The organism is Pseudomonas flexibilis (genome assembly GCF_000806415.1).
Lineage (GTDB): Bacteria > Pseudomonadota > Gammaproteobacteria > Pseudomonadales > Pseudomonadaceae > Serpens > Serpens flexibilis.
In genome coordinates this window covers 473,570-496,916 of record NZ_JTAK01000002.1, presented here as the reverse complement: position 1 = coordinate 496,916, position 23,347 = coordinate 473,570, and the positions used below count along the sequence as shown (strand labels likewise).

Below are 23,347 nucleotides of genomic sequence, written 5' to 3'. Positions count from 1 at the left end.
CGCTTCGCCGCATGGGCGACCCCAGGAAACCCACATGATTCAGCGTCCTCTCCTGCAGTTGTTCACCCGCACCAGCCTGGTCGTCCAGATTTTCATCGGGTTGGTCGCCGGCATCCTGCTTGCCCTGTTACTGCCCCAGGCCGTCCCGCACGTCGGCCTGCTCGGCGAACTGTTCATCGCCGCGCTGAAAGCCGTGGCGCCGGTGCTGGTGTTCCTGTTGGTCATTTCTGCCATCGCCAGCCACCAGCAGGGTCAGCCGACCCATATCCGTCCGGTCCTGGTGCTCTATCTCGTAGGCACGCTGTGCGCGGCCATCGTCGCGGTGATCGCCAGCAGCCTGTGGCCCACTACCCTGCCGCTGGCCGAGGCCGCCACCGGCGCCAACCCGCCCGGCGGCATCGGCGAAGTGCTCAAGACCTTGCTGTTCAACATCACCAGCAATCCGATCAGCGCCCTGCTGGAAGCCAACTACATCGGCATCCTCGCCTGGGCCATCGGCCTCGGCCTGGCGATCCGCCAGGGCAGCGACAGCACCCGCGCGGCCTTCAGCGACCTGGCCCGCGGCGTCACACTGATCGTCAAGGTGGTGATTCATTTCGCCCCATTCGGGGTGTTCGGCCTGGTGGCCACCACCCTGGTCGACACCGGCCTGCAGGCCCTGCTCGGCTACGCCCAGCTGCTGCTGGTGCTGATCGGCTGCATGCTGTTCGTGGCCCTGGTGGTCAACCCGGTCATCGTCTGGTGGAAGATTCGCCGCAATCCCTACCCGCTGGTTTTCCTGTGCCTGCGCGAAAGCGGCGTTACCGCCTTCTTCACCCGCAGCTCGGCGGCCAACGTTCCCGTCAACCTGCAGATCTGCGAACGCCTGGGCCTGCACGAGGACACCTACTCCATTTCCATTCCGCTGGGTGCCACCATCAACATGGCCGGCGCAGCAGTCACCATCAGCGTGCTGACCCTGGCGGCCGTGCATACCCTGGGCATCAGCGTCGACCTGCCCACTGCCCTGCTGCTCTGCGTGGTCTCGGCGGTCAGTGCCTGCGGCGCGTCTGGCGTGGCAGGGGGCTCGCTGCTGCTGATTCCGCTGGCCTGCAGCCTGTTCGGCATTCCCAATGAGGTGGCCATGCAGGTAGTGGCGATCGGCTTCGTGATCGGTATCCTGCAGGATGCCGCGGAAACCGCCGTCAACTCGTCGACCGACGTGCTGTTCACTGCGGCCGCCTGCCTGGCCGCAGAGCGCAAGCAGGCGTGACGGAAGCGATGCGGCGTTGAAACACAGCACGCTGCACCTGCCCGCCGGGCGCTGGCCGACGGTGCTCGATTGCCTGTGTGCACATTTCCCGGCGATCGGCCGCGAGGTCTGGCTCGACCGCTTCGCCCGCCATCGCGTGCTGGATGAGCAGGGGCAGCCCTTGCGCGCCGATCATCCCTACCGGGAAGGCCTGCGCGTCCGCTACTTTCGTGAAGTGCCCGACGAGGCGCGCATCCCGTTCGAGGAGCAGGTGCTGTTCCAGGACGAGCACCTGCTGGTGGTGGACAAACCGCACTTCCTGCCGGTGGTCCCCGCCGGCAGCTACGTGCGGGAAACTCTGCTCAACCGGCTGGTGGAGCGCTTCGACAACCCGCAGTTGGTGCCGCTGCATCGGCTGGATCGCCTGACTGCCGGGCTTGTGCTGTTTTCCTGCAACCCGCAAACCCGCGACGCTTACCAGGCCCTCTTTCGCCAGCAGCGCATCGTCAAACGCTACGAGGCCATGGCGCCGCCGCTGCCTCGGCTGAACTTCCCCGTCCTGCGCCAAACCCATCTTGAGCAGGGCGAGCCGTTCTTCCGCATGCAGGAAGGCGACGGCAAGCCCAACAGCGAAACGCGTATCGAGGTTCTGGAGCCCTGCGGCGAGCACTGGCGCTACGCGCTTTACCCGGTCACCGGCCGCAAGCACCAGTTGCGCCTGCACATGGCCGGGCTGGGCGCGGCGATTCTCAACGACCCGCTGTATCCGAGCCTGAGCGACGCACCCGAAGACCACACCCGCCCCCTGCAGCTGCTCGCCCGGAGCCTGAGCTTCCAGGACCCGCTGAATGGGCAAGCGCGCACCTTCACCAGTTGCCTGACGCTTCAGTAATGGGGCGGAACCTCGTCTTCATCCTCGCTGCCGATCTGCGTCTGCAACTCGTCCTGGCGCTGCGATAACGCACTGACCAGCAGTTGCAGTCGCTCGATGTCGCGCTGCTGGCGAACCACCTCGTCGTTCAGGGCCTGCAGGGTGTCATCCTGGAAAGCCAGGCGGCTTTCCAGGTCGGCGATACGTTCTTCTACCGTCATGCCTTGCCCTCCTCGAAATGGAAATCTTCGGTCAGCACCAGGCCAAGCTTGTCCCGGATGCCTTGCAGCTCGGCTGCGGAATAGGGCTGGGCCGGATGCTTGCCCCACACCGGCGCCGGCCAGGCCGCGTCGCCCTTGCGGCGCACGATCACATGCATGTGCAACTGACTGACCATGTTGCCCAGGGTGGCGACGTTCATCTTGTCCGCCGCGAAGGTGTCCTTGAGGATCTCCGCCAGCTGCGTCGTCTCTTTCCACAGCTGACGCTGGTCCGCCTCGTCGAGCTGGAACAGCTCGCTGACGTCCTCGCGGCGCGGCACCAGGATGAACCAGGGGTATTGCCTGTCGTTCATCAACAGCAGACGGCACAGCGGGAAGTCGCCAATAGGCAGGGTGTCTTTTGCAAGTTGCTCGGCCAGCACGAACATCGTGGTTCTCCTGAGAATTCCGGGCGCCGACGGCGCCTGCCGGGAGGATAGCGCCTGCCCTCGCGTTTTTCATCGCTCCATGGACGTCCGCACAAATGCGCCAGGGCCTTTTTGACTTGCCGGCATTTATTGCTATGCCTTCTTACAGAAGCGTTCTGACGATATCCCATTGATATCGAAACGCCTTTACAACCTTGGACGCGTACCAGCCGCAGGGGGCCTTGAACGAATCCGTCCACCACGTCAATTACCCGCCTTGGATGCAGCAGGTCCAACGGGGTGAGAGCAAGCCTGACGAGGAGCCGACCCGGGGGTACCCGGGCGGCCTCGATCTTCAATCAAAAGGAGCAGTCACATGCACGTGATGAAGTTGAGCGCAATCGCCCTGGCCGTTACCGCAGGCGCCTCCCAGCTGGCCATGGCCAGCGCCCAGTCCGAAGCGAAGGGACTGATGGAGGACAGCAGCCTTGATCTCTTCAACCGCAACCTGTACTTCAACCGCGACTTTCAGAACAACGCACCCGGCACCCAAAGCAAGGTCGAAGAATGGGCGCACGGCTTCACTGCCACCTTCGAGTCCGGCTTCACCCAGGGCCCGGTCGGCTTCGGTTTTGATGCCTATGGCATGATCGGCCTGAAGCTGGACAGCAGCCCGAGCCGTGCCGGCACCGGCCTGCTGCCCGTCGGCTCCGACGGCTACGCCGAGGACGAATACGCCGAGGCTGGCGGCGTGGTCAAGGCGCGGGTCTCCAGCAGCGTGCTCAAGTACGGCCAGCAGATCGTCGGCGTGCCGGTGTTCGCCACCGACGACAGCCGCCTGCTGCCGGAAACCGCGACCGGCTTCATGCTGACCAGCAACGAACTCGAAGGGCTGGAGCTCAACGCTGGCCATTTCACTGCCTTGAATGCCCAGGCACAGACCGGCCATGACAGTGTTGGCCTGAAACGTCTCGACTTCGTCGGCGGTACCTACGCCGTCGACGACAACTTCTCGCTCTCGCTGTACTACTCGGACGCCCACGACGCCTTCCAGAAAGTCTACGGCAACCTCAATTACACGGTGCCGCTGGTCAATGAGCAGTCGTTGAACTTCGACTTCAACATCTACCGTACCGATTACGAGGCAGAGTACACCGGTACCGGCGATGACGAGGGCAACACCATCTGGAGCCTGGCGGCCACCTACAGCCTGGGCGCCCACAGCTTCATGCTGGCCTACCAGAAGTCCATCGGCGGCTTCGACGGCATTGGCTACGACTACGGTATCGATGGTGGCGGCACCGTGTACCTGGCCAACTCGGTGCAGCGCTCGGACTTCAACGCCCAGGACGAGAAGTCCTGGCAGGCCCGCTACGACCTGGACCTGGCGGCGGTCGGCCTGAACGGCTTCAAGTTCATGACCCGCTACATCTACGGCGACGACGCCGACGTCGGCACCACCGACAACGGCAAGGAATGGGAACGCGACATCGAACTGCGCTACGTGGTGCCGGAAGGCCCGGCCAAAGACCTAAGCCTGCGCCTGCGCCAGGCCACCTATCGCAGCAGTGACGGCGTCTACTACGGCTCGCCGAGCATCGACGAGGTGCGGGTGATCATCGAGTACCCGCTGAGTATTCTCTAACCAATCGCGGACGAATCCGCTCCCACGCAAGCGGCACAGCCCGTGGGAGCGAACTCGTTCGCGAGCTTCTGGTGCTGGCGCTCACCCAATCGGGCCTAGTGCGCTACCAAAGCCCCACCTCACCCCGGCAACGCGTAGGTCCCGGTGACATGGGCCACCAGCACATCCTCCTGCCCCGCGCAGAACAGGGAAACCTCACAGACCGCCTGGCGTCGGCCCAGGCGCAGGATGCGCGCCTCGGCCAGCAGATCGACTGGCGCGGGTTTGGCCAGGAAATTGATGTTCAAGTGACTGGTGACCGCCATCTCCACCCGGCCCAAGGCCCCCAGCACCACGGCATACATGGCCGTATCGGCCAGCGCCATTTGCACCGGACCCGACAACGTGCCGCCCGGCCGCACCAATCGCCCATTGAACGGCACCCTTGCCAGCGCCCGCTCACCATCGACCCGTTCGATACGCAGGTCGATGTCCTCGGCCATCGGCACGCCTGCGCGGATCAGTGCCTGCACCTCGTGTGCGCTCAGATTCGCCATGTTCCCTCCCCGGTTTGTGCCTGTACGCCTTGTTGGCGTGGCCGTACAATGCCGGGCTCTATTCCGCTCCCGCAACGGACGAAACGGCCAACATGCGTACCAGTCAGTATCTCCTCTCGACCCTGAAAGAAACCCCGTCGGATGCCGTGGTGATCAGCCACCAACTGCTGCTGCGCGCCGGGATGATCCGCAAGCTTGCCTCCGGCCTGTACACCTGGCTGCCGATGGGCCTGCGCGCCCTGCGCAAGGCCGAAGCCATCGTGCGCGACGAAATGGTCAAGGCGGGCGCCCTGGAAGTGCTGATGCCGGCCATCCAGCCCGCCGAGCTGTGGCAGGAGTCCGGCCGCTGGGAGCAGTACGGCCCCGAGCTGCTGCGCCTGAAGGATCGTCACCAGCGCGACTTCTGCGTCGGCCCGACCCACGAGGAAGTCATCACCGACCTGGCCCGCAACGAGCTGAACAGCTACAAGCAGCTGCCGATCAACTTCTTCCAGATCCAGACCAAGTTCCGCGACGAGATCCGCCCGCGGTTCGGTCTGATGCGCGGCCGCGAGTTCATCATGAAGGACGCTTACTCCTTCCACCTGAGCCAGGAGTCGCTGCAGGAAACCTACGACCGCATGCACCAGGCGTACTGCAACGTGTTCACCCGCCTGGGCCTGAACTTCCGTCCGGTGCAGGCCGACACCGGCTCCATCGGCGGCACCGGCTCCCACGAATTCCACGTGCTGGCCGAGTCCGGTGAAGACGATATCGCCTTCAGCGACAGCTCCGACTACGCCGCCAACATCGAGAAGGCCGAGGCCATTCCGCGCGAGAAGGCACGCGGCGCCGCCAGCGAAGCCCTGCGCCTGGTGGACACTCCGGATGCCAAGACCATCGCCGAGCTGGTCGAGCGCTACAACCTGGCCGTCGAGAAGACCGTCAAGACCCTGGTGGTGCATGCCGCCGAGGAAGGCAAGCTGATCGCCCTGATCGTGCGCGGCGACCACGAGCTGAACGAGATCAAGGCCGCCAACCACGAACGGGTCGCCAGCCCGCTGGTGTTCGCCTCCGAAGCCGAGATCCGCGCCGCCATCGGCGCCGGCCCGGGTTCGCTGGGCCCGGTCAACCTGCCAATCCCCTGCATCATCGACCGCTCCGTGGCGCTGATGAGCGACTTCGGCGCCGGCGCCAACGTCGACGACAAGCACTACTTCGGCATCAACTGGGAGCGTGACCTGCCGCTGCCCGAAGTGGCCGACCTGCGCAACGTGGTGGAAGGCGACCCGAGCCCGGACGGCAAGGGCACCCTGGTGATCAAGCGCGGCATCGAAGTGGGCCACATCTTCCAGCTCGGCACCAAGTACAGCCAGGCCATGAACCTGAATGTGCTGGGCGAGAACGGCAAGCCGGTCACCCTGATCATGGGCTGCTACGGCATCGGCGTGTCCCGCGTGGTGGCCGCCGCCATCGAGCAGAACTATGACGAGCGCGGCATCCTCTGGCCGGACGCCCTGGCGCCCTTCCAGATCGCCATCGTGCCGATGAAGTACGAGAACGAGAGCGTCAAGCAGGCCACCGATGCGCTGTACGCACAGCTCACCGCCGCCGGCTACGAAGTGCTGCTGGACGACCGCGACAAGAAGACCAGCCCCGGCGTGAAGTTTGCCGACATGGAGCTGATCGGCATCCCGCACCGCATCGTGGTCAGCGACCGCGGCCTGGGCGAAGGCACCCTGGAGTACAAGGGCCGCCGCGATAGCGAAAGCCAGAACGTCGCCCTTGACGGCATCCTGGAGTTCCTCAAGCAGCGCATCGGCGGCTGACGCCGGGGGCGGCACGTTTGGTGGATCGGTGAAGCGCGATCCACCCTACGTTGCCTCACCGCTGGCCTCGACCCGTAGGGTGGACAACGCTGTCCTTGGTCACCAACTCGCCGGCACAGCGCGCCTTGCGGCACGCGCGGTGGATCGGTGAAGCGTGATCCACCCTACGATTGCCTCGGCGCCGTACCTCGATCCGTAGGGTGGACAACGCCTTCCTTGTCCACCATCGCGCCGGTACGGCGCGCCTGGCCGGCCGCGCCTGGCGGCGGCGCTTGGTGGATCGATGAAGCGCGATCCATCCTACGGTTGCTTCAGCGCCGGACTTCGAAATCCGTATATCCCTGCGGCGCCTGTTCCTGCACCTGCACGCCGGTGACTGCCGCCTTCGGCGGCCCCTGCTCCAGCCAGCGCGCCAGGCCGCGTACCGCCAGTTCCTCCCCTTCCAGCCAGGCTTCGACCCGCCCGTCCGGCAGGTTGCGCACCCAGCCGTGCACACCCAGCGTCGCCGCCTGCTCGGCGGTGCCCTGGCGGAACCACACGCCCTGCACCCGGCCGCTCACCCATGCCTGCAAGGCAATGCTCATGAGCCCTCCCGCAGCGCCTGCAGCCTTGCCACCAGGCCGTCGGCGGTCTGTTCGCCGAGCAGCCGCGCGCGCACCTTGCCACGCTCGTCCACCAGATAGGTCACCGGCAGCACGCCACTGGGCTCCAGGCCGAAATGCTCGGCCGGATTGTCGGCCAGCACGGTGAAGTCGATACCCATGCCCTCGGCCGCCCGCAGCAGTGCCTCGCCCTGCAGGCCGTCGAAATTGACGCCCAGCACGCGCACCTTGTCGATCCGCTGCGGCAGGGCATTCAGCTCGGGGATCTCCTTGCGGCACGGTGCACACCATTCGGCCCAGTAGTTGATCACCAGCCACTGGCCCTGCAGGCTCTCGGGCGTCACCGTCTGGCCATGCTGGTCGGTCCCCAGATCGGCCGCACCGCAGCCGGCCAGCGCCACGCACAGCGCCAGCGCCCATCGCTTCCATCCGTTCATGTTCTTTCCTCGCGACCGGCGCTCAGCCAGTCACCCAGGTTGCCGTGAAAAATGTCCTCGCGCGCCTGCTCCAGCTCCGCCAGCCCTTCGCGCAACGCCGGATACCAGCCCTCCGGCAGCTCCTCCGGCAGGCTCTGCAATGCCGGCAGTACCCAGGGACTGCGCGCCAGCAGGCGATCCAGCGGGTAGGCATTCAGGTCGCGACACAGCACCCAGGCGTTGCCGGCCGTACGGCATACCAGGTGCTCGCGCTGCAGGAAGCCGAGAATCTCGTGCCACTCCTCCTCCGGCAGCGGCCAGCCCTCGCGCCGCAGCTGCGCATGGCGCAGCGTCGCGCCGGTGCGCTGGCGATCCTGAAAGATCCGCAACACACCCAGCAGCGCCAGCAGACGAGGCAAGGGACGCGTGCGCCAGGCACGGGTCGATGAGAGATTGCAGGCCAGCTCCGCGCCGAGCAGCACGATCAGCCAGCATACGTAGATCCACAGCAGGAACAGCGGCACGGTGGCGAACGCGCCGTAGATCAGCTGGTAGGCCGGGAAGGCGCTGACATACAGGCTGAACAGCTTCTTCGCCGCTTCCACCAGCAGCGCGCTGAACAGGCCGCCGAGCAAGGCATGGCGCACCGGCACGCGGGTATTGGGCACCACCGCGTAGAGCAGCGTGAACGCGGCAACCTCCAGCAGCAGCGGCGCGATCCGAATCAGCCAGGTGACGTCGAACAGCGCATCCGGCCCCGCCAGCAGCGACAGCGAGGCCACGTAGGTGCTGATGGCGAAGCCCGCGCCCAGGAGCAGCGGACCAAGACTGAGGATCGCCCAGTAGATCAGGAAGCTGCTCACCCCCCGGCGCGGCTGGCGCACCCGCCAGATGGTGTTGAAGGCCTGTTCGATGGTCAGCATCATCATCAGCGCGGTGACCACCAGGAACAGCACGCCCAGCCAGGTCAGCTGGCGCGCCTGTTCGCTGAACGCCTGCAGGTAGGAAAGCAGCGTCGCCCCGGTGGAGGGCACGAAGTTGCGAAAGATGAAGCTCTGCAGCTCGCCGCCCAGCTCGCGGAACGCCGGCACCATCGAGATCACCGAGAAGGTCACCGTCATGGTCGGCACCACCGCGAACAGCGTGGTGTAGGTGAGCGACGCGGCGCTGTCCAGGCCACGGTCATCGAGGAAGCGGCGGAACAGGAAGCTCCAGAACTCCACCACATTGGCCAGCCACTGCCGCATGCCGTCTCCTTGCCGAATCCACCGGCGTCGCGAAAGGCCTCGCGCCTCCGCCAACCCGGGCGGGTAGAATACCCGCCACCTTACGTCGGAAGCGACCTGCCATGAGTGAATTGACCCTCTACCACAACCCGCGTTGCTCCAAATCGCGCGGCGCGCTGGAACTGCTCGAAGCCCGCGGCCTGGCCCCCACCGTGGTGCGTTACCTGGAAACCCCGCCCAGCGCCGCCGACCTGCGTACCCTGCTCGGCAAGCTCGGCCTGAGCGCCCGCCAACTGCTGCGCAGCGGCGAAGAGGAGTACCAGACCCTCGGCCTGGCCGACGCCGCCCTGAGCGAGGACCAACTGATCGAGGCCATGGTCGCCCACCCGCGGCTGATCGAGCGCCCGATCCTGGTGGTCGGCGACAAGGCCGTGGTCGGCCGTCCGCCCGAGAAAGTGCTGGAGATCCTGCCGTGAGTTCACCCTACATCCTGGTGCTGTATTACAGCCGCCACGGCGCCACCGCCGAGATGGCCCGGCACATCGCCCGCGGCATTGAGCAAGCCGGTTTCGAAGCGCGCCTGCGCACCGTGCCGGCGGTGTCCACCGAGTGCGAAGCCGTGGCCCCGGAGATTCCCGCCGAGGGCGCGCTGTACGCCACCCTCGACGACCTGAAGCACTGCGCCGGCCTGGTGCTCGGCAGCCCGACCCGCTACGGCAACATGGCCGCCGCGATGAAGTACTTCCTCGACGGCACCAACAGCCTGTGGCTGACCGGCGCGCTGGTCGGCAAGCCGGCGGCGGTGTTCACCTCCACCGCCAGCCTGCACGGCGGACAGGAAAGCACCCTGCTGTCGATGATGCTGCCGCTGCTGCACCACGGCATGCTGATCTGCGGCCTGCCGTACAGCGAAGCGGCGCTGATCGAGACCCGTGGCGGCGGCACGCCGTATGGCGCCAGCCACCACGCCGGCGCCGACGGCAAGCGTCCGCTGGACGAGCATGAAATCGCCCTGTGCCGCGCCCTCGGCCTGCGCCTGGCGCAGACCGCCGGCCAACTGGGAGAGCGCCGTGGCTAAGCAAAAGAAACCGCTGCCGGCCATGGAATGGCTACAACCGCGCGTGCGCTTCACCCGCTGGGTCAGCCTGATCGGCTACCTGGCGCTGCTGCTGCTGATCGGCGTCTGGAACGGCGTCTTCGCCGACCTGCACGGCGCACGCACCTGGGTGGTGCTGAGCATCGTGCTGGTGCCGCTGCTGATCCTCGCCCCCAGCGTGCTGCTCGGCCACGCACGCGGCCATGCCTGGCTGTGCTTCGTGGTGAACATCTACTTCATCCAGGGCGTGCTGGCCGCCTTCGACCCGGCGCGTGCCCTGTACGGCTGGGCCGAAGCGCTCATCAGCCTGGTGCTGTTCTGCAGCGCGCTGATGTACACGCGCTGGAAGTTCCAGCTGGATCGCAAGCTGGCCGGGGAAAGCTGAGCGCACAATCGTAGGGTGGATCGCGCGTTCACCGATCCACCAAGCGCGCCGCGATGGTGGACAAGAAAACGTTGTCCACCCTACGTCGCGGTACGGCGCTGAGGCAATCGTAGGGTGGATCACGCTTCACCGATCCACCATGCGCCGCACAAGCGGCGCCAGACCGGCGCGGTGGCGGACAGGCACACCGTCGTCCCCCCATAGCCACTTAAACCTCCGGCCTTTCCACCCGCCCACCCGGATGCTGCGCAAAACGCCCCGACGTGCCATGCGTATGCTCGCGGCTCGGCCACGGCCAGCCGCCGAACTCGGTGCGCTGGTAGTCGCGGATGGTCTGCACCAGCTCTTCCTGGGTGTTCATCACGAACGGGCCGCGCGCGGCCACCGGTTCGCCGATCGGCTTGCCCTGCAGCACCAGCAGCTCGATCACCTCGGCACTGTCGTTGTGCAAGGGCGCCGGCTGGTTGGCGCGTACCTCCACCATCACGCGCCGGTCGAAGTGCTGACCGCCCACCACGAAGGAGCGCCCGGTAGTCAGGTAGATGGCCCGCCGCGCCCGATCCGAGGCCGCCGACAGCGTGACGCTCGCGCCTGGTTCGATGCGCACGATCCAGATGGCCACATCGGCATCCGCCTCGCTGGCCCAGGACGCCCGCGGCGGCGGCAACGCGCGTACCGCGCCATAGTTCCCGGCGATCACCTCCACCTCGGAACCGGGCAGCGTCACGCGCGGAATGGTGTGCGCCCAGAACATGGTGAAATCCGGCGGCGCCAGCTTGTTCTTGGCCGGCAGGTTCAGCCAGATCTGGAACAGGTCCAGGGTGTTGCCCTGGTCCTCGTGCACCAGCGGGAACATCTCGCCGTGCTGCACGCCGCTGCCGGTGGTCAGCCACTGCACGTCGCCCTCGCCGTAGCGCGCCGTGGCACCCAGCGAATCGGCATGGTCCACCAGTCCCTGGCGCACGATAGTCACGGTTTCGAAGCCACGGTGCGGGTGCGCCGGAAAGCCCGGAATCTCCTCGCCGTGGTACATGCTCCAGCCGTCCCGGCCGCTGAAATCCATGCCGATGTCGCGCCCGCGCAACAGCGCGGCATCCGGCCCCAGGCGGCCGTTGCCCTTGGGGTAATGGTCCTGGTGATAGGCGGCGAAGATGAACGGATCGATGCCGGGCATCTGCGGTCCCAATGGCTGGGCGCCGAGGATCAGATCGGTGCTGCTCATGGCTCAGCGCTCCTTGACCGCGATGGCCTGCACCACCGCACCCAGACCGGTGTGGTAGATGCCTTCCACCACCTCGCGCTCCAGTTCGGCCAGATGGGTGAAGGTCAGTCCGCGCAGATCCTCAATCAGCGATTCCCGGCTGGTCTTGGTTTCCGGCGACGGGCCGCCCCCGGTGCCATAACGGAGCTGCTCGGGCGTGTAGGCTTCCAGCAGGAACACGCCGCCAGGCTTGAGTCCGGCCACCACCTTGCGATGCAACGCCGCCCGCGGGCCGGCCGGCAGCGGGCAGAAGATGGAAACGATGCCGTCCCAGCAGTTCTCGCCGATCTCGTAGTCGAGCAGGTCGGCATGTACCAGCTCGATCTCCACGCCGTGCTCCAGAGCGAGCTTCTCGGCCTTGCGCAGGCCGACCGCCGAGCCGTCCACCGCGGTCACGGCATAGCCCTGCCGCGCCAGGAACACCGCGTTGCGCCCTTCGCCCTCGGCCAGGCTCAGCACCCGGCCCTTCGGAATCGCCTGATAGTGCTCGGCCAGATACTGATTGGGCTCCGTGCCGTAGGCGTATTCCTCGGCGGCGTAACGTTCATCCCACATGACCTTTCTCCAACAGCGGTTGCAATGCTGCGCAGGCAACCATTCCAGCGGTGTCGGGGTCAACCGGAACATGGCGCCCTCAGACGCATCAGGTTAAGACCAGAAGCACCGGCACGAACGGGTCAAACCCGCAGCACGGCGCGAAAGCCGCGGGCGGCGTAATACGACTGCGCGCCATTGTGGTAGACAAAGGTTCGGCCGTAGCGGCGGTCTGCGAAGAGCGCCCCGCCGAGCGCACGCACCTCCGCTGGCGTCTGTATCCAGCTGGAGGTTTTCAGATCGAACTCGCCCAGTTCCTGGAGCGCCCGGTATTGCGCTTCGGTCAGCAGGCTCACGCCCATGGCAGCGGCCATTTCAAGCGCGCTGCCCTGCGGCTTGTTGGCCTTGCGAGCGTCAAGGGCGGCCTGGTCGTAACAGAGGCTGCGGCGGCCAGGCGGGCTTTCCGCGCAGCAGTCGCAAAAGAGAATCTGACCGGAATCGTCATCGCGCCCGACCACATCCGGCTCGCCAGCCGTCTCCTCCATGGCGCGCAGGGCAGCAAGCGCCTCCGGGGCCCGTTCCAGCCTGGCCTGAACCTCGGACCAGCCGATGGCCGCGTGGCGCTCAGGGTGCTTGTCGAAACGGGCTTTGAGAATCTGGAGCAGAGAGGCGTCGTTCATGGCTATCGGCCCGGCTGGGGGTTCAGCAGCGCCTGCGCCTCTTCACTGAACCGAGCCAGCTCATCCGGCTCAAGTAAGTCGCGCACCTTAAGCTCGACCAGTTTGAAGAACAGGTTCGAGCGCCGGGGATCGTCGAAACAGACCGCGACATCCTCGTTTCTTTCATTGATCAGGTAAAAAACCTTGAGAAAACGCTCATGTGCCGACTGCGTCTCATCAGCCATAGCCTCAACACACTCTTGAAGAGCTCGCTCACACAGTCGGTTGAGCAGGGTGGGTTTCAGCGCTTGGAACAGCTTCCAGTCAGATTCCTTCATCGTCGTGCTTTGTCGAAGTCAAACGGTAGTGGGTGGGACAGTGGCGCAAGGGGTTTTTCACAGGAATCCAGCTCAACGGTGCTCGAGGCGAGCATCTTGCGCCCCCCTGCGATTTGAAATTCGCAGCGTATCAGTGGGTAAAGTGGCTGGTAGCAGGTTTTTCTACAGCCTCAACGCTGAATTAAGCCGACCGCTTTAGCGGGTCGGCTTGAATGAATGGTTAGGCCTTATTTTGTGAAGACTTTGCTAACGACCGTACCAGTAGCCAAATCAACCCAGCAACTGTATCCAGCAAAATTCCCCACGATTAGGGGAGTTTCCGAGATTATATTTGTATAAGCATCAGTCTGTCCGAGACCGATGTCATCAGCCCGCCAAACTTCTACACCAGTTTTAGCTGAATAGGCGAATAGATTCCTAGCCGGCTCACCCTCTGGAAACGACATGTAGTCATAAACGACCACGACTAGACTTCCAATTTCTCGAGTTTCCAGGACCGGATATGGAGCAGGAAGCTCTTTGACGGCCATGCCCAACCCCCAAGCAATGTAGGCCTAACGATTAGCTAACAGGCGAGCAAAAGCGTAGCTTTTTCGAGTCCAGTGAGCGGCGCGAACGGTGTTAAGCGTATTGTTAGGGATTCAAGAGCTAACATGCGGACGCACCACTACACTCACTATTTCACCATGTTCATCATAATAAAGTGTCAGGGCACATCCGTTTTTGACAAACGCCCTACCCGGCAGCGTTTGGCGCGCACCAGGAATTTTTATACTTGGTATATCTCGATAAACCTCTCCTAGCTCTACGACTGCATCATCAATCTTTCTTGATATAAAATACTTATTTACGATCGAATCTTTAGCAGCATAAAACTCATCACGCCCAACCAAGTAGATCCGGACGTCTGATAATTTTGAGTTTCTTCTAGCGTGAAAGCTAATGCCTAACTCAGGCAGCTTTAGAAACTCATCATCTTCTATTTTGTGGTACTCAATCAAATCGACAAACGGCCTAAGTTTTTGCAGTGCAGCAATAACATCGCTGCCCATGTACTCGTCAGGATCAACTGGTGTCATCATGAAGCGTACCTAACGTAAAGCTAACCGGCGCTGCGCAGCTTTATCGCGCAGCGCCCAGCGACCGAAGGGAGCACAGTTGAGCGCCATGTTAGGGTTGCTCATCAGTACATGAAAATTCTGGGTAGGCGTGGTCCACGCAAATGGCCATGTTTTGCAATGCAGACCGATTACACCTAGCCCAAGAACATTTTCCCGTGCCTTCACCACCATGAAATTTAATGAAGAACTCTCTTCGGTACGGACGATCATCAAACGATCCCCACATTTCAGGCTGCGAGACTTTTATAGCAAAGTCGGAGCGACCATCTACATCGAGCTGCCAGTATTTATTGCAGCCGCAGCACTGATATAGGCGCAACCATTCACGCTCCGAGACCAGTTTAAAACCGCTGCAAAATTCTTCTTCTGACCCACCATAACTAACGCAGCTGGGTAGGTTGGCGCAGTTACACAGCATCTTTTGCCCTAACGCGAAATTAAGGGGCGCCCGCTTGCGGGCGCCCCAGCGAGTGATACGAGCGTTCTTGAATGCCTTGTTAGGCAAAACAGATACGCTCGGACTATTTAACAACACCGGCGCAACACACTAAGGAAAAGTGGGACAAATGTACTTCGCTGAAAATAAATTTGGCCCTTTTTGTTTCTTGGCTCTACGCCGGGCCTAAAAAAGTCAACAGACTAAATACAATTCCTTCCTTTTTAGAGGCAACGAATTTATGGCCCTCGACTGCGAAACATATTTAAAAGATACAGACCCAGGCCCAAAGCGCCACCAAACACAAAGCCAACCGCAAACAAATTAAAATCAAAATTCAAAAATAAATCGTCACCCCTAATCAAACTCAAAAGCAGCGGAGCAACTAATCCCGCCCCAAAAAAAGCACAGCCAAAGCACGTGGCCGACCAAAAGGAAAATGCAATAATCTTAAGAAAAAAAGTCATATTTTATTAAAGGCTATAAACTATATATATAAATGGGCAGCCATTCGGATTCTTTTAATGCTACTCTACCCTGCATCTCCATTCGATATAAATTTCACTTTGGCCATACCCAAAGCGAAAGCAAAATAACTATCGGCACGGCGACAGAAAGACCACAGAGCCAAAGGCTATAGCATTTGTGTTGTACACCAATATCTCCTAGGATGCATAACGCCGCGCTCCGCGGCAAATTTGGAGCGCAGCGGAAAATTTGTCCGACAGCAGCGCCTTGTTATGCCAACGTCCTGCGTATTTCAATTTACGGCTTTCCGAACAGTAACTTTCCAATCCACCAAATTGATTGGCCAAAATTGGATATTAACTGTTCTCCTTGCCGTAAATATGAGTTGCTGTCGTCAATCCCCGCGAGCTTTAATGCATCCCCGATCTTCGAACTGGTAGGATGTGCATCACCTACTCGCATATCGTAAACCCCCGCAATTGGGCCAAACACTTTACGAGCTTTTTCGGGCCCTACTTTTTGAGCCAGCACATCCTCAAGGAGTTTATTTGAACCCAATTTATCCTTGTTCGAATGCGTTGAAAGTTTACGAAGCTCGCGCACATCCAACCTATCAGAAAAAATACGAACGAGTTCTTTTGCCAACCGTAGAAGAGATGCCTGATCCTTGCTGGCGAAACGAGAGATGTGCTTCATAGCGTCTAAACGGTTAATTTCATGTGTGAAAAGCGGAACGCCAAAGGATTCACGAAAGCCGTTTTCAAGCATATCTAGCACTTCCAAAAGAAGCTCCTCCACAGCATGCGTAGATGCCGGTCGAGCTTTCACTTGTGAGTCCAACAGCTCACTTGATACCTTCCCATCTGGAACGACATTTTGTGCCGCCCAAATATGCTGCTCCCATGCAGGAAGGCGAGCAATGTCATAAGCATAGATGGTGATTAAATCTGAAGAGTTTATCCCAAAGTGAATCGAATACCCGGAAGTCGATTTGATACTGCCAGTTTCTGCTGTATACCACCCGAGCGAAAATCCACGTAGCTCAAGAAGCTCATTAACAATACTGGACCGAAACCAAAGCCATCTTCCAATATGTTCACTATTTAATTCAGCAGACGGCAAACGAGTACCATCAGTCTCCACTATGAACTGAGGTAGGTTGTTATCTGCATCCCCTCTTACACGAGTGCTAGTCCCTTGGTGATCTATCCATTCGTCCCGCCAGAACTCCCCCTCCACTCGAACACCTTCATAGCCACCTTGGTGTCCTTGGGAACTTTCATAATCAGTATTTTCGTTGGTTTCTGGCCCCATTACGGGTGCATCTTCGTCTTCATCTACGTCGGTTCGCCAAGCGCGGAACATCGCCCAGCTTCCGCCAAAAACGTCGTTGATGTCGCGAATCAGTAGCTCATATCGACCACCATCTCGCTCTTCTTGATGGCCTTCTAGACCTGCATAGCCGCTAGTTTCAAGAGAGGTTACATTTTCCACTCTTTGACGGTAGTAAGAGAGCCGTAACGCTAGGTTCCTAGCTGCCAAGTAATCAAGTAAGTATTCTCTCTTGATTTCTATGAGGCGCTGCTCACCGTTCTCATCGAGAATCTCACGAGCGACAACTACAAAATTCTCCTCAGGCCTAACCCAACTATCTCCTTCTTTAATAAGGCGAAGGGCTGCAACAAGGTCCGGATTCAATATCCATTGCCTTCCCCCGACAACTGGTAAAGGCAACTCTAGGACCAAGTGAACGCCTATCGGTTCTTTATCGTTATATTGATACTCATCAATAGTCGAGTAGAAGCCATCCTCGTATGCATAAGGGCCAATTGTGCTGCTAAGCCCGATGTCCCCCCAGCTTAATTCCTCAGCTATTTCACGGTTTTCTGGAGAGAAAGCAACGGACCCACATCCAAAGAACTCGTTGCTGTAACCTATGTTTTTAACGTTACCGTTCTCGTTCTCTACAGAAGCTCGCAAAGGTACCCAAGTCGATTTAGAAAATGTACGACGGGTCTCCTTCTTTTGAAGAATCCAATCTTGATCCATCTGAGATTAGCCTCCGTAGGCATAACGCTCAGCTTACCGGCCAAACTGCGTGCGGCAAGCTTGTGGTAAAGTTTGCGTAGCAAACCACAAGCTTGCCGCGCGTAGTTTGGTCCGAGTACAGCGCCTTGTTATGCGATTTACAGAACACTGGCTCGTTCCTTTTTTGTTATAAGCCCGCCGGTGACATTGATTATCAACTTTGAAAGCTCATCAGAGGAAGATTGCTTCGCAGCGGCCAATTCTGCCGGAGTGATGCCTACCACTTGCAACAAATCGACTTTGCCCGACTTTATAGCGAACGTGCTTTGAAATTTAGCTGGGTGTACAAACATCATGGCCTTAATGGAATCAGACAAGGCTAAAGGCACCCTATGACCATAATCCAGGGGTGGAAACTCTCCCATTTGCCCCGACACAAGCAAAAGGTTGTATACCATTAATGTTTGAAGAACTTCAATTGCCCAAATTTCTTCATTTTCGGTTTCCATAAGAAACTCTACACCAAGACCTGAGAATTCAGCAGGCTCTTCAGCTTCCCACGGGTTAGACATGCCAGAAGTTACATAAGCCCACGAGCTTCTATTGCCATAAGGTGGACACATAAACACACCATGTGTCAGCCATCGAGGGTCCACACTTTTGGCATTCATCCGACTAAATATTTCGTTTGAAAGTTGGTAAATTCCGGGCCCAGTATCACCAAATATTTCTCTATAGGCTTTTTCTTCTCGATCTTCCCAAGACTCTTCAAGGAAGCTCATGCTATCTCCTTCGCATAACGCCGCCATTTGCGGCAAATTTGGAATGGGCCGTTTTGTGGTAGCGTAGCGTTAAGCCACAAAAAAAGGACCATGGAAAATTTGTCCAGCGCTTGCATAGCAAGTGCGAGGCAAGATGGCTTTGTTATGATAGCCATTCAATTCTAGTACCCTTTCTCCTCTAGCAGACGCACAGTTTCTTTTACTTCATCAACGTAATTCATGTCGTCGCTAAGCTCTATTACTTTTACATAATGCTTTTTAGCTAATTGATACTTACCTTGCATTTTATATATGACCGCAAGACCTCGGTGAGCCGACCACATACCACGTTCTAGCTCTACAGCCTTTTTTAAATTTTTGATAGCTAGCTCTGGCTCCCCTGACCTGAAATTAACCGTTCCGATACTTTGGTATATTACAGCGGCCTCAGGTGATAAATTAAGAGCTTTTTGATAAGTATCAAGAGCTTTTGAATATTCTCTCTTGAAACTGTGAACCGTTCCAAGAGTATGGATTGCAAGCACACAGTCACGATCGCGTGAGATAATTCTAGTGAGCACCTCCTCGGCGTACGCAAAGTCAGCCTCTAAATATTTCAAAATACCATTAACTTCGACTGCGCTTTCTCTAGAGCAATAATGCTTTTCAATTTGCCCAATGTACAGGGCGTTTCCTGTTTCTTCTTTTGCCCCAACTTCCCCTAATTTGGCTTGTCTATCGCTTATCTTTAACTGCCATATAAAAGCTCCAACGACAAACAGAAAAACAATGACTGAAAATAAACGTTTATTTCTCTTGTCCAATTTACTTCCTTTTTATAGATGTTCTCGGTTCGAAAAATCATAACGCCGCCCACAGCGGCGAGCGTAGCGAGTCCGGCAGCCGAAGCCTGCAAACTGCTGGGCTTTGTTATGTGGCGACTTGCAAGCCGATGTTATTCTTGAAATTCCCACGGGATTTCCTTTTTGAATAATGCGATTGCTTGCTCTACAAGCTCAAGATCGAGTTCCTTTTTGTAAAGGGTTACTTCTCTGGTCTTTTTGGTATCATCTCGAAAGACCTCCAGAAGCATCTCGTTGTCAGAATAAATCTCTATTCCGATCCCATCCCTATCAGCACCAACATCACTCGCTACAATGTACTTTTCGATCTTGGAATATTCATCCATGCTCGTTTCTCTGCGATCCCACATAACGCCGCCATCACGCGCTTGTCGCGTGCATGGCCTTGTTAGCCACCTCATGCGGAACATCGACCGCAAACCATGTGGAACACTCCCGATCATCCGGGAGACTCTTATATGCGACTATGAAGTGAAATGACAAAGCTTTCCCTCTTTTCAGCCGCGCTAGGCGGAGTTCAAGGCCCGACTGGGAGTATAATATTGGATATGCGCTTGATTCGAAATCCAGACAATTAAGCCTTTGAGAAAGAGCATCGCCATCTTCAGTTCCTAGCGACAAAGCCCATCCCGAAGACTCCCACGATACACAGTCGAGACATTCGCCAGACTCAGGAGATCCAGCCAGGCTGTCATTATCAAGCTGTGCTGAGAACGCAAGGTCAGCGCCATCGATGCTTGGCTTAACAGCTAGCACGCATGCAACTACCCGCTCAAGCGTCATGCCGTTCTGAAGAGTACATGGCAGATCCAGTATCTGCATTTCCGCTTCGCCATGTACCACTGCATGAAATTTTAAACTTCCTAGCGGAGTCTCTACCGATCTCACAGGATGCCCTACTGGCTAACGTTTGGTTAAGTGGCGGCCGCGAGCGCAGCTTGCGGACGTCCAAGTGAGCGAAGCGAATGACTTGAACCAGTGGTTAGGTGCTGACTCACGGAATGGACTCATAAACCACCTCAAAACCCGCCCCAAGCTCTGCTTGCAGTTTTTCCCGCATAGACAGTGCAGCGGCTTCAAAGCTCTTGAATTCCGCCTGACTCCAAGGGCTTGGGTCAGGCGGATACTCCCAATTCAGCGCCTTGTCGTGCCAATTAGATAACTCTTCGAGCTCTCGAAGCGTTGCCGCTGACAGCGATAACTTTTCTTCAATAGGGCCTACATCAAATCTTTCGAGCGCAGCATTATTTCCGCACCAGATGCAGCCACCTCCCCACTCGAACATAAGCCGTACTTTGTAGAGCGCTAGCATAAGCACCTAACGTACGGAGCTAAGCGCCACTCGTGCTTGCACGAGTGTGTGACTTAGCGACTGGTTGTCCAGCAATACACACCGCTCTGCGCAGCAGAGCATGTAAATGCAATGAAAACTCAGGACGGTGGAAAATCGAAAAACTTCGGCGTACCGCTGTATAGAGACTCGGGTCGCTCATAGCTACGCTATGCCCGCCCGAGTCTCTATACAGCGGAATAGCTGCTTTTTCGGCTTTCCGCCACCCTGATTCCTTGCCATTTACAGTTCCACTACTACATTGCGTCATATTGTCTGGGCAACGCCGCGCTCTTCGGCAAATTTGGAGCGCAGCGGAAAATTTGTCCGACAGCAGCGCCTTGTTAGCTGTGGATTTTGGCTTTGACCTCATTTAAATACTCCCGGCCTTCGTCGTCTAGTTTAGACGAGAAGCTATCAATCCATTCTTTAGCGTCAAAACTGGCTCCAAGGCCATTGAATACGTCCACTGCAACATCCATTGTATGGGAGAGAAACGGAACCCCGCGGATATAAAAAAACGTTGTATCAGTGATTATTATTTGCTCATATATTTGACGCAATTCGTTTATTTGCTCTAGCGCCAATTCATATTCACCGATGTCGCGTAATGCACAAGCGTAATATTGGCGCATGCATGGAATGCTTGGCTGTTCTTTGTGACCCGAATCTAGCTGCAACTGTACAGCTTTATCAAAGGCATTACGCCCAACCTCGACATTTTTTGACAGAGTTCCGGAGGTGACGACATTGAACCAGTCATTGATCTCTGGATTGTATTCAGTAGCATTTTGAAAGTGTGGAAGGGCCTCCTGATATTTGGCTTGTCGAAACAACGACATACCCATCAGCTTGTTGGCATCTTTAGCAATGACCGCAGATTTATGCCCAATTAGCTTCTTTGCTTCAGAAATTACTTCTTCGTATTTTTCATTCTGAAGCAGCTCCCAAAGCTTATCCGTAAGACTTAGCTCAGGAGGCTTCTTTTTAAATATGTTTTTAATCTTGCTTAGCACGGTGATACCTTTGTACAGCTAACGCCTCACATCACCGGCAGCAAAAAGCATAGCGACGAAGGAGCGTCGCTTTTTGATGTCCGAGTGAATGTGATTGTTATGTTTCATCTATGACCAACTTTCGAAGTTGTTCCATTTCTAACCAAGGACGTGAACGATGCAGCATCCGGTGACAGTTCGAGCACACTAGCGCAATGTCTTCTAAGCGTGTTTTCTGACCTGGCGCCATATCGCTTACTGGAACAGTATGATGCGCTTCGATATAGCCTCTACCCCTTATTCCGTATTTTGTTTCGAAATCGAAGCCGCATATTTCACAGTGCAACTTTTCATTATTTTTTAAGAACGCATCCTTAGCAGCTGCAACCAAAGCTTGATTTCGTTCTCTCGATTTATGTTTCCGCTCTACAAGCTTTCCTTCCGGGAACCCATCATCCGCAGCAGCATTATTTACGAAGTCAATACCCTGCAAATTTAAGCGCCAGTACTTCCTGTTCTTGTTATTAGGTGTTATGCCAAGTTTTGATGTAAATGCCAAATATTCTGACTCAAGCTCATCATTTGGCGATAACGTATAACCGATGACTTTGTTTATTGCGGCGTTAGTTTCTTTTCCATCTTTATCTGGGTTAGCAAGGTGCCTGGCTCTAGTGTTACTTAGATAGCCAGCGTACCGGCTTGGTGAAAATCTTAGTTCGCCTTCTATTTGGTACGCAATAAAACAGCTTCCTCGACGAATCAGATCATGGGCAAACTGCTGCTCTTCTTCTGATCCGTCACACAGGTAATCTTCAAATATAGAAAGATTTTCTATGATCTCTTCTTCTGTGGTCACAACATCCATTGCACTATCTCATTTGAAACATAACGTTTGGTTAAGGGGCCGGCTTTAGCCGGTCCCGAGTGAGCGAAGCGAGCGACTTGAACCAATTGTTATGAGTCGCTACTCAGTTCATCGAAGCCTAGCTCTGTGAAATACTCATGAGATATACCTAGGACATAGCGGCCAAATTCGAGTTGGCGGTTGTTTATGGCTTCTACCCAAAGTCTTTCCGCCGATAATATTTCATGAAGATTGCTAGGGTCGCGGACACCTAGTAGTAAGGCACTTTCCTTGTTTCCATCGCTCACGAATGAAAAACTTATATCAAATGCATCGCCGTTACGAGACACATGAAGCTCGTTGATCATTACATTTGTGTATATTTTTCCCTGTTCGATCATGTTTGTTCCGATGACGGCTCATAACGATTAAGCTAACGGGCAGACAAAAGCGCAGCTTTTGGCTGTCCAGCGAACGAAGTGAGCGATAGTTGAGCGCATTGTTAGGCAACCTCACGGAGCCATGCGTGAGTTGTCTGAAACTGCAAAGGCGACCCAGCCGGTAGAACTGCAAATACTAGTTAGTTGTTGCTCAAAAAGAGCTTCGGCTTGATTACCCCAAAATGGGCCGAAATGCAGCGTCAAATGTGCTGACTCTACAGGTTCTCCAGAAAGCGTAAGCTCAAGCGAGTAGTTTTCGCCAGAAACGAACCCACCCTCTAGGCAGCCTGGAAATATAGCGCTGAACTTTTCAGAAACTACATCAGTGCTTCCCAGTGGAGTGATTTCTTCCGCCTCTGCTAGATCAGTTATTGAAACTTCCACTGGTTTTAGGATGATGATGTCGAAGCTCATTTTGAGTGCCTAACGTTTGGTTAAGGGGCGGGCTTTAGCCCGTCCCAGTGAGCGAAGCGAACGATTTGAACCACTAGTTAGGGGCAACCTAGTTTGGTTCATAAACGACCTCAAAATCAGGGCCAAGCTCCGCTTGAAGCTCCGATAAAAAAGCGAGTGCTTCTGTCTCGAATTTTGCATATTCGTCGGGACCCCAAGGGCCTGGATCGGGCGGATACTCCCAATTTAAGGCCGTGTCGTGCCATTGCGATAATGCGTTTAATCGTTCGAGCACTGTGTTGCTCAAAGATAATTTATCTTCTACAGGGCCGACATCAAACTTTCTTGATGCTGCTTCATTGCCGCACCACAAAGAACCTCCGCCCCATTCGAACATCAGTCTTATTCGGTAGGCGCGGGACATTGATGTTG

Annotated in this window: 29 protein-coding genes; 7 read left to right on the top strand and 22 right to left on the bottom strand. The window is 57.5% G+C overall.

Translation table 11 applies throughout. The features are described 5' to 3' along the window. Positions 1-34: 34 nt before the first annotated feature. Entirely contained in the window at positions 35-1,252 is a 1,218-nt protein-coding gene (gene sstT / locus PT85_RS06140; protein WP_039606190.1) for a serine/threonine transporter SstT, read from the top strand. Between the two features lie 16 nt (positions 1,253-1,268). Then, complete coding sequence (locus PT85_RS06135; protein ID WP_039606189.1) at positions 1,269-2,123, top strand: pseudouridine synthase; 855 nt, start codon at positions 1,269-1,271, stop codon at positions 2,121-2,123. Here the strand turns inward: PT85_RS06135 and PT85_RS06130 are convergent. Both PT85_RS06130 and PT85_RS06125 read right to left on the bottom strand, forming a co-directional pair. Beyond that, the gene (locus tag PT85_RS06130; RefSeq protein ID WP_027590442.1) at positions 2,117-2,323 is read right to left on the bottom strand and encodes a SlyX family protein; all 207 of its coding nucleotides are present in this window, start codon (positions 2,321-2,323) and stop codon (positions 2,117-2,119) included. The genes PT85_RS06135 and PT85_RS06130 overlap by 7 nt on opposite strands. Continuing rightward, positions 2,320-2,751 (bottom strand): HIT family protein, encoded by a 432-nt coding sequence (locus PT85_RS06125; protein ID WP_027590441.1) that lies wholly within the window; start codon positions 2,749-2,751, stop codon positions 2,320-2,322. The genes PT85_RS06130 and PT85_RS06125 overlap by 4 nt, the downstream gene beginning before the upstream one ends. Positions 2,752-3,106: 355 nt before the next feature. On the opposite strand from PT85_RS06125, the gene PT85_RS06120 reads away from it, so the two are divergent. Beyond that, positions 3,107-4,375, top strand: a complete 1,269-nt coding sequence (locus tag PT85_RS06120; RefSeq protein WP_039560654.1) for an OprD family porin — start codon at positions 3,107-3,109, stop codon at positions 4,373-4,375. A 119-nt stretch (positions 4,376-4,494) separates the two neighbouring features. On the opposite strand, the gene PT85_RS06115 is transcribed toward PT85_RS06120, so the two are convergent. Further along, positions 4,495-4,902 (bottom strand): PaaI family thioesterase, encoded by a 408-nt coding sequence (locus PT85_RS06115; RefSeq protein WP_027590439.1) that lies wholly within the window; start codon positions 4,900-4,902, stop codon positions 4,495-4,497. Positions 4,903-5,003: 101 nt separating this feature from the next. Between PT85_RS06115 and PT85_RS06110 the strand changes: the two genes are divergently transcribed. Further along, a complete protein-coding gene (locus tag PT85_RS06110) occupies positions 5,004-6,719 on the top strand; it encodes a proline--tRNA ligase (protein WP_039606188.1) in 1,716 nt (571 codons plus the stop codon). 311 nt (positions 6,720-7,030) lie between these two features. Here PT85_RS06110 and PT85_RS06105 read toward each other — a convergent pair whose 3' ends face one another. Genes PT85_RS06105 through PT85_RS06095 form a run of 3 tightly spaced genes read right to left on the bottom strand, consistent with a single transcriptional unit; the run spans position 7,031 to position 8,984 of the window. Further along, entirely contained in the window at positions 7,031-7,303 is a 273-nt protein-coding gene (locus PT85_RS06105; protein WP_039606187.1) for an acylphosphatase, read from the bottom strand. After that, on the bottom strand, positions 7,300-7,758 hold the full coding sequence (locus PT85_RS06100; protein ID WP_039606186.1) for a TlpA family protein disulfide reductase: 459 nt from the start codon (positions 7,756-7,758) through the stop codon (positions 7,300-7,302). The genes PT85_RS06105 and PT85_RS06100 overlap by 4 nt, the downstream gene beginning before the upstream one ends. After that, on the bottom strand, positions 7,755-8,984 hold the full coding sequence (locus PT85_RS06095) for a YihY family inner membrane protein (protein WP_039562814.1): 1,230 nt from the start codon (positions 8,982-8,984) through the stop codon (positions 7,755-7,757). Before PT85_RS06095 ends, PT85_RS06100 begins: the two co-directional genes overlap by 4 nt. A 101-nt stretch (positions 8,985-9,085) precedes the next feature. Between PT85_RS06095 and arsC the strand changes: the two genes are divergently transcribed. From arsC to PT85_RS06080, 3 genes are read left to right on the top strand one after another with little or no spacing between them, the layout of a single operon-like run. Further along, entirely contained in the window at positions 9,086-9,439 is a 354-nt protein-coding gene (gene arsC / locus PT85_RS06090; RefSeq protein ID WP_027590434.1) for an arsenate reductase (glutaredoxin), read from the top strand. Further along, positions 9,436-10,041, top strand: coding sequence for an NAD(P)H:quinone oxidoreductase (wrbA, locus tag PT85_RS06085; RefSeq protein ID WP_027590433.1), 606 nt, complete (start codon positions 9,436-9,438; stop codon positions 10,039-10,041). Before arsC ends, wrbA begins: the two co-directional genes overlap by 4 nt. Then, positions 10,034-10,444, top strand: a complete 411-nt coding sequence (locus PT85_RS06080) for a DUF2069 domain-containing protein (protein WP_027590432.1) — start codon at positions 10,034-10,036, stop codon at positions 10,442-10,444. The genes wrbA and PT85_RS06080 overlap by 8 nt, the downstream gene beginning before the upstream one ends. Before the next feature lie 208 nt (positions 10,445-10,652). Here PT85_RS06080 and PT85_RS06075 read toward each other — a convergent pair whose 3' ends face one another. The 16 genes from PT85_RS06075 to PT85_RS17690 form a co-directional block, all read right to left on the bottom strand. Then, the gene (locus PT85_RS06075) at positions 10,653-11,666 is read right to left on the bottom strand and encodes a pirin family protein (RefSeq protein ID WP_039606185.1); all 1,014 of its coding nucleotides are present in this window, start codon (positions 11,664-11,666) and stop codon (positions 10,653-10,655) included. Positions 11,667-11,669: 3 nt separating this feature from the next. After that, positions 11,670-12,260, bottom strand: a complete 591-nt coding sequence (locus PT85_RS06070) for a class I SAM-dependent methyltransferase (protein WP_039606184.1) — start codon at positions 12,258-12,260, stop codon at positions 11,670-11,672. Positions 12,261-12,382: 122 nt separating this feature from the next. Next, positions 12,383-12,919: a DUF4256 domain-containing protein gene (locus tag PT85_RS06065; protein WP_052237621.1), complete on the bottom strand. Its 537-nt coding sequence runs from the start codon at positions 12,917-12,919 to the stop codon at positions 12,383-12,385. 2 nt (positions 12,920-12,921) lie between these two features. Then, a complete protein-coding gene (locus PT85_RS06060; protein WP_039606182.1) occupies positions 12,922-13,236 on the bottom strand; it encodes a hypothetical protein in 315 nt (104 codons plus the stop codon). A 641-nt stretch (positions 13,237-13,877) separates the two neighbouring features. Further along, positions 13,878-14,318, bottom strand: coding sequence for a hypothetical protein (locus PT85_RS17990; protein ID WP_139181986.1), 441 nt, complete (start codon positions 14,316-14,318; stop codon positions 13,878-13,880). 9 nt (positions 14,319-14,327) lie between these two features. Next, the gene (locus PT85_RS17985) at positions 14,328-14,567 is read right to left on the bottom strand and encodes a hypothetical protein (RefSeq protein WP_139181987.1); all 240 of its coding nucleotides are present in this window, start codon (positions 14,565-14,567) and stop codon (positions 14,328-14,330) included. Between the two features lie 991 nt (positions 14,568-15,558). Then, positions 15,559-17,310: a hypothetical protein gene (locus PT85_RS06055; protein WP_039606181.1), complete on the bottom strand. Its 1,752-nt coding sequence runs from the start codon at positions 17,308-17,310 to the stop codon at positions 15,559-15,561. A 137-nt stretch (positions 17,311-17,447) separates the two neighbouring features. Further along, on the bottom strand, positions 17,448-18,071 hold the full coding sequence (locus PT85_RS17485; RefSeq protein ID WP_052237620.1) for a suppressor of fused domain protein: 624 nt from the start codon (positions 18,069-18,071) through the stop codon (positions 17,448-17,450). Positions 18,072-18,232: 161 nt separating this feature from the next. Then, on the bottom strand, positions 18,233-18,874 hold the full coding sequence (locus PT85_RS17980; protein WP_139181988.1) for a tetratricopeptide repeat protein: 642 nt from the start codon (positions 18,872-18,874) through the stop codon (positions 18,233-18,235). 131 nt (positions 18,875-19,005) lie between these two features. Continuing rightward, positions 19,006-19,239 (bottom strand): hypothetical protein, encoded by a 234-nt coding sequence (locus PT85_RS06050; RefSeq protein ID WP_039606180.1) that lies wholly within the window; start codon positions 19,237-19,239, stop codon positions 19,006-19,008. 668 nt (positions 19,240-19,907) lie between these two features. Further along, positions 19,908-20,198, bottom strand: a complete 291-nt coding sequence (locus PT85_RS17705; protein ID WP_197058163.1) for a hypothetical protein — start codon at positions 20,196-20,198, stop codon at positions 19,908-19,910. Between the two features lie 389 nt (positions 20,199-20,587). Beyond that, positions 20,588-21,259: a hypothetical protein gene (locus PT85_RS17975; RefSeq protein ID WP_139181989.1), complete on the bottom strand. Its 672-nt coding sequence runs from the start codon at positions 21,257-21,259 to the stop codon at positions 20,588-20,590. A 97-nt stretch (positions 21,260-21,356) separates the two neighbouring features. Further along, on the bottom strand, positions 21,357-22,103 hold the full coding sequence (locus tag PT85_RS17700; RefSeq protein WP_074467489.1) for an HNH endonuclease: 747 nt from the start codon (positions 22,101-22,103) through the stop codon (positions 21,357-21,359). 89 nt (positions 22,104-22,192) lie between these two features. Then, positions 22,193-22,483, bottom strand: coding sequence for a hypothetical protein (locus tag PT85_RS17695; RefSeq protein ID WP_197058162.1), 291 nt, complete (start codon positions 22,481-22,483; stop codon positions 22,193-22,195). A 111-nt stretch (positions 22,484-22,594) separates the two neighbouring features. Next, positions 22,595-22,936 carry a hypothetical protein gene (locus tag PT85_RS17970; RefSeq protein WP_074467490.1) on the bottom strand — a complete coding sequence of 114 codons (342 nt, stop codon included), beginning with the start codon at positions 22,934-22,936 and terminating at the stop codon, positions 22,595-22,597. 88 nt (positions 22,937-23,024) lie between these two features. Beyond that, positions 23,025-23,339: a hypothetical protein gene (locus PT85_RS17690; protein WP_074467491.1), complete on the bottom strand. Its 315-nt coding sequence runs from the start codon at positions 23,337-23,339 to the stop codon at positions 23,025-23,027. Positions 23,340-23,347 lie beyond the last annotated feature (8 nt).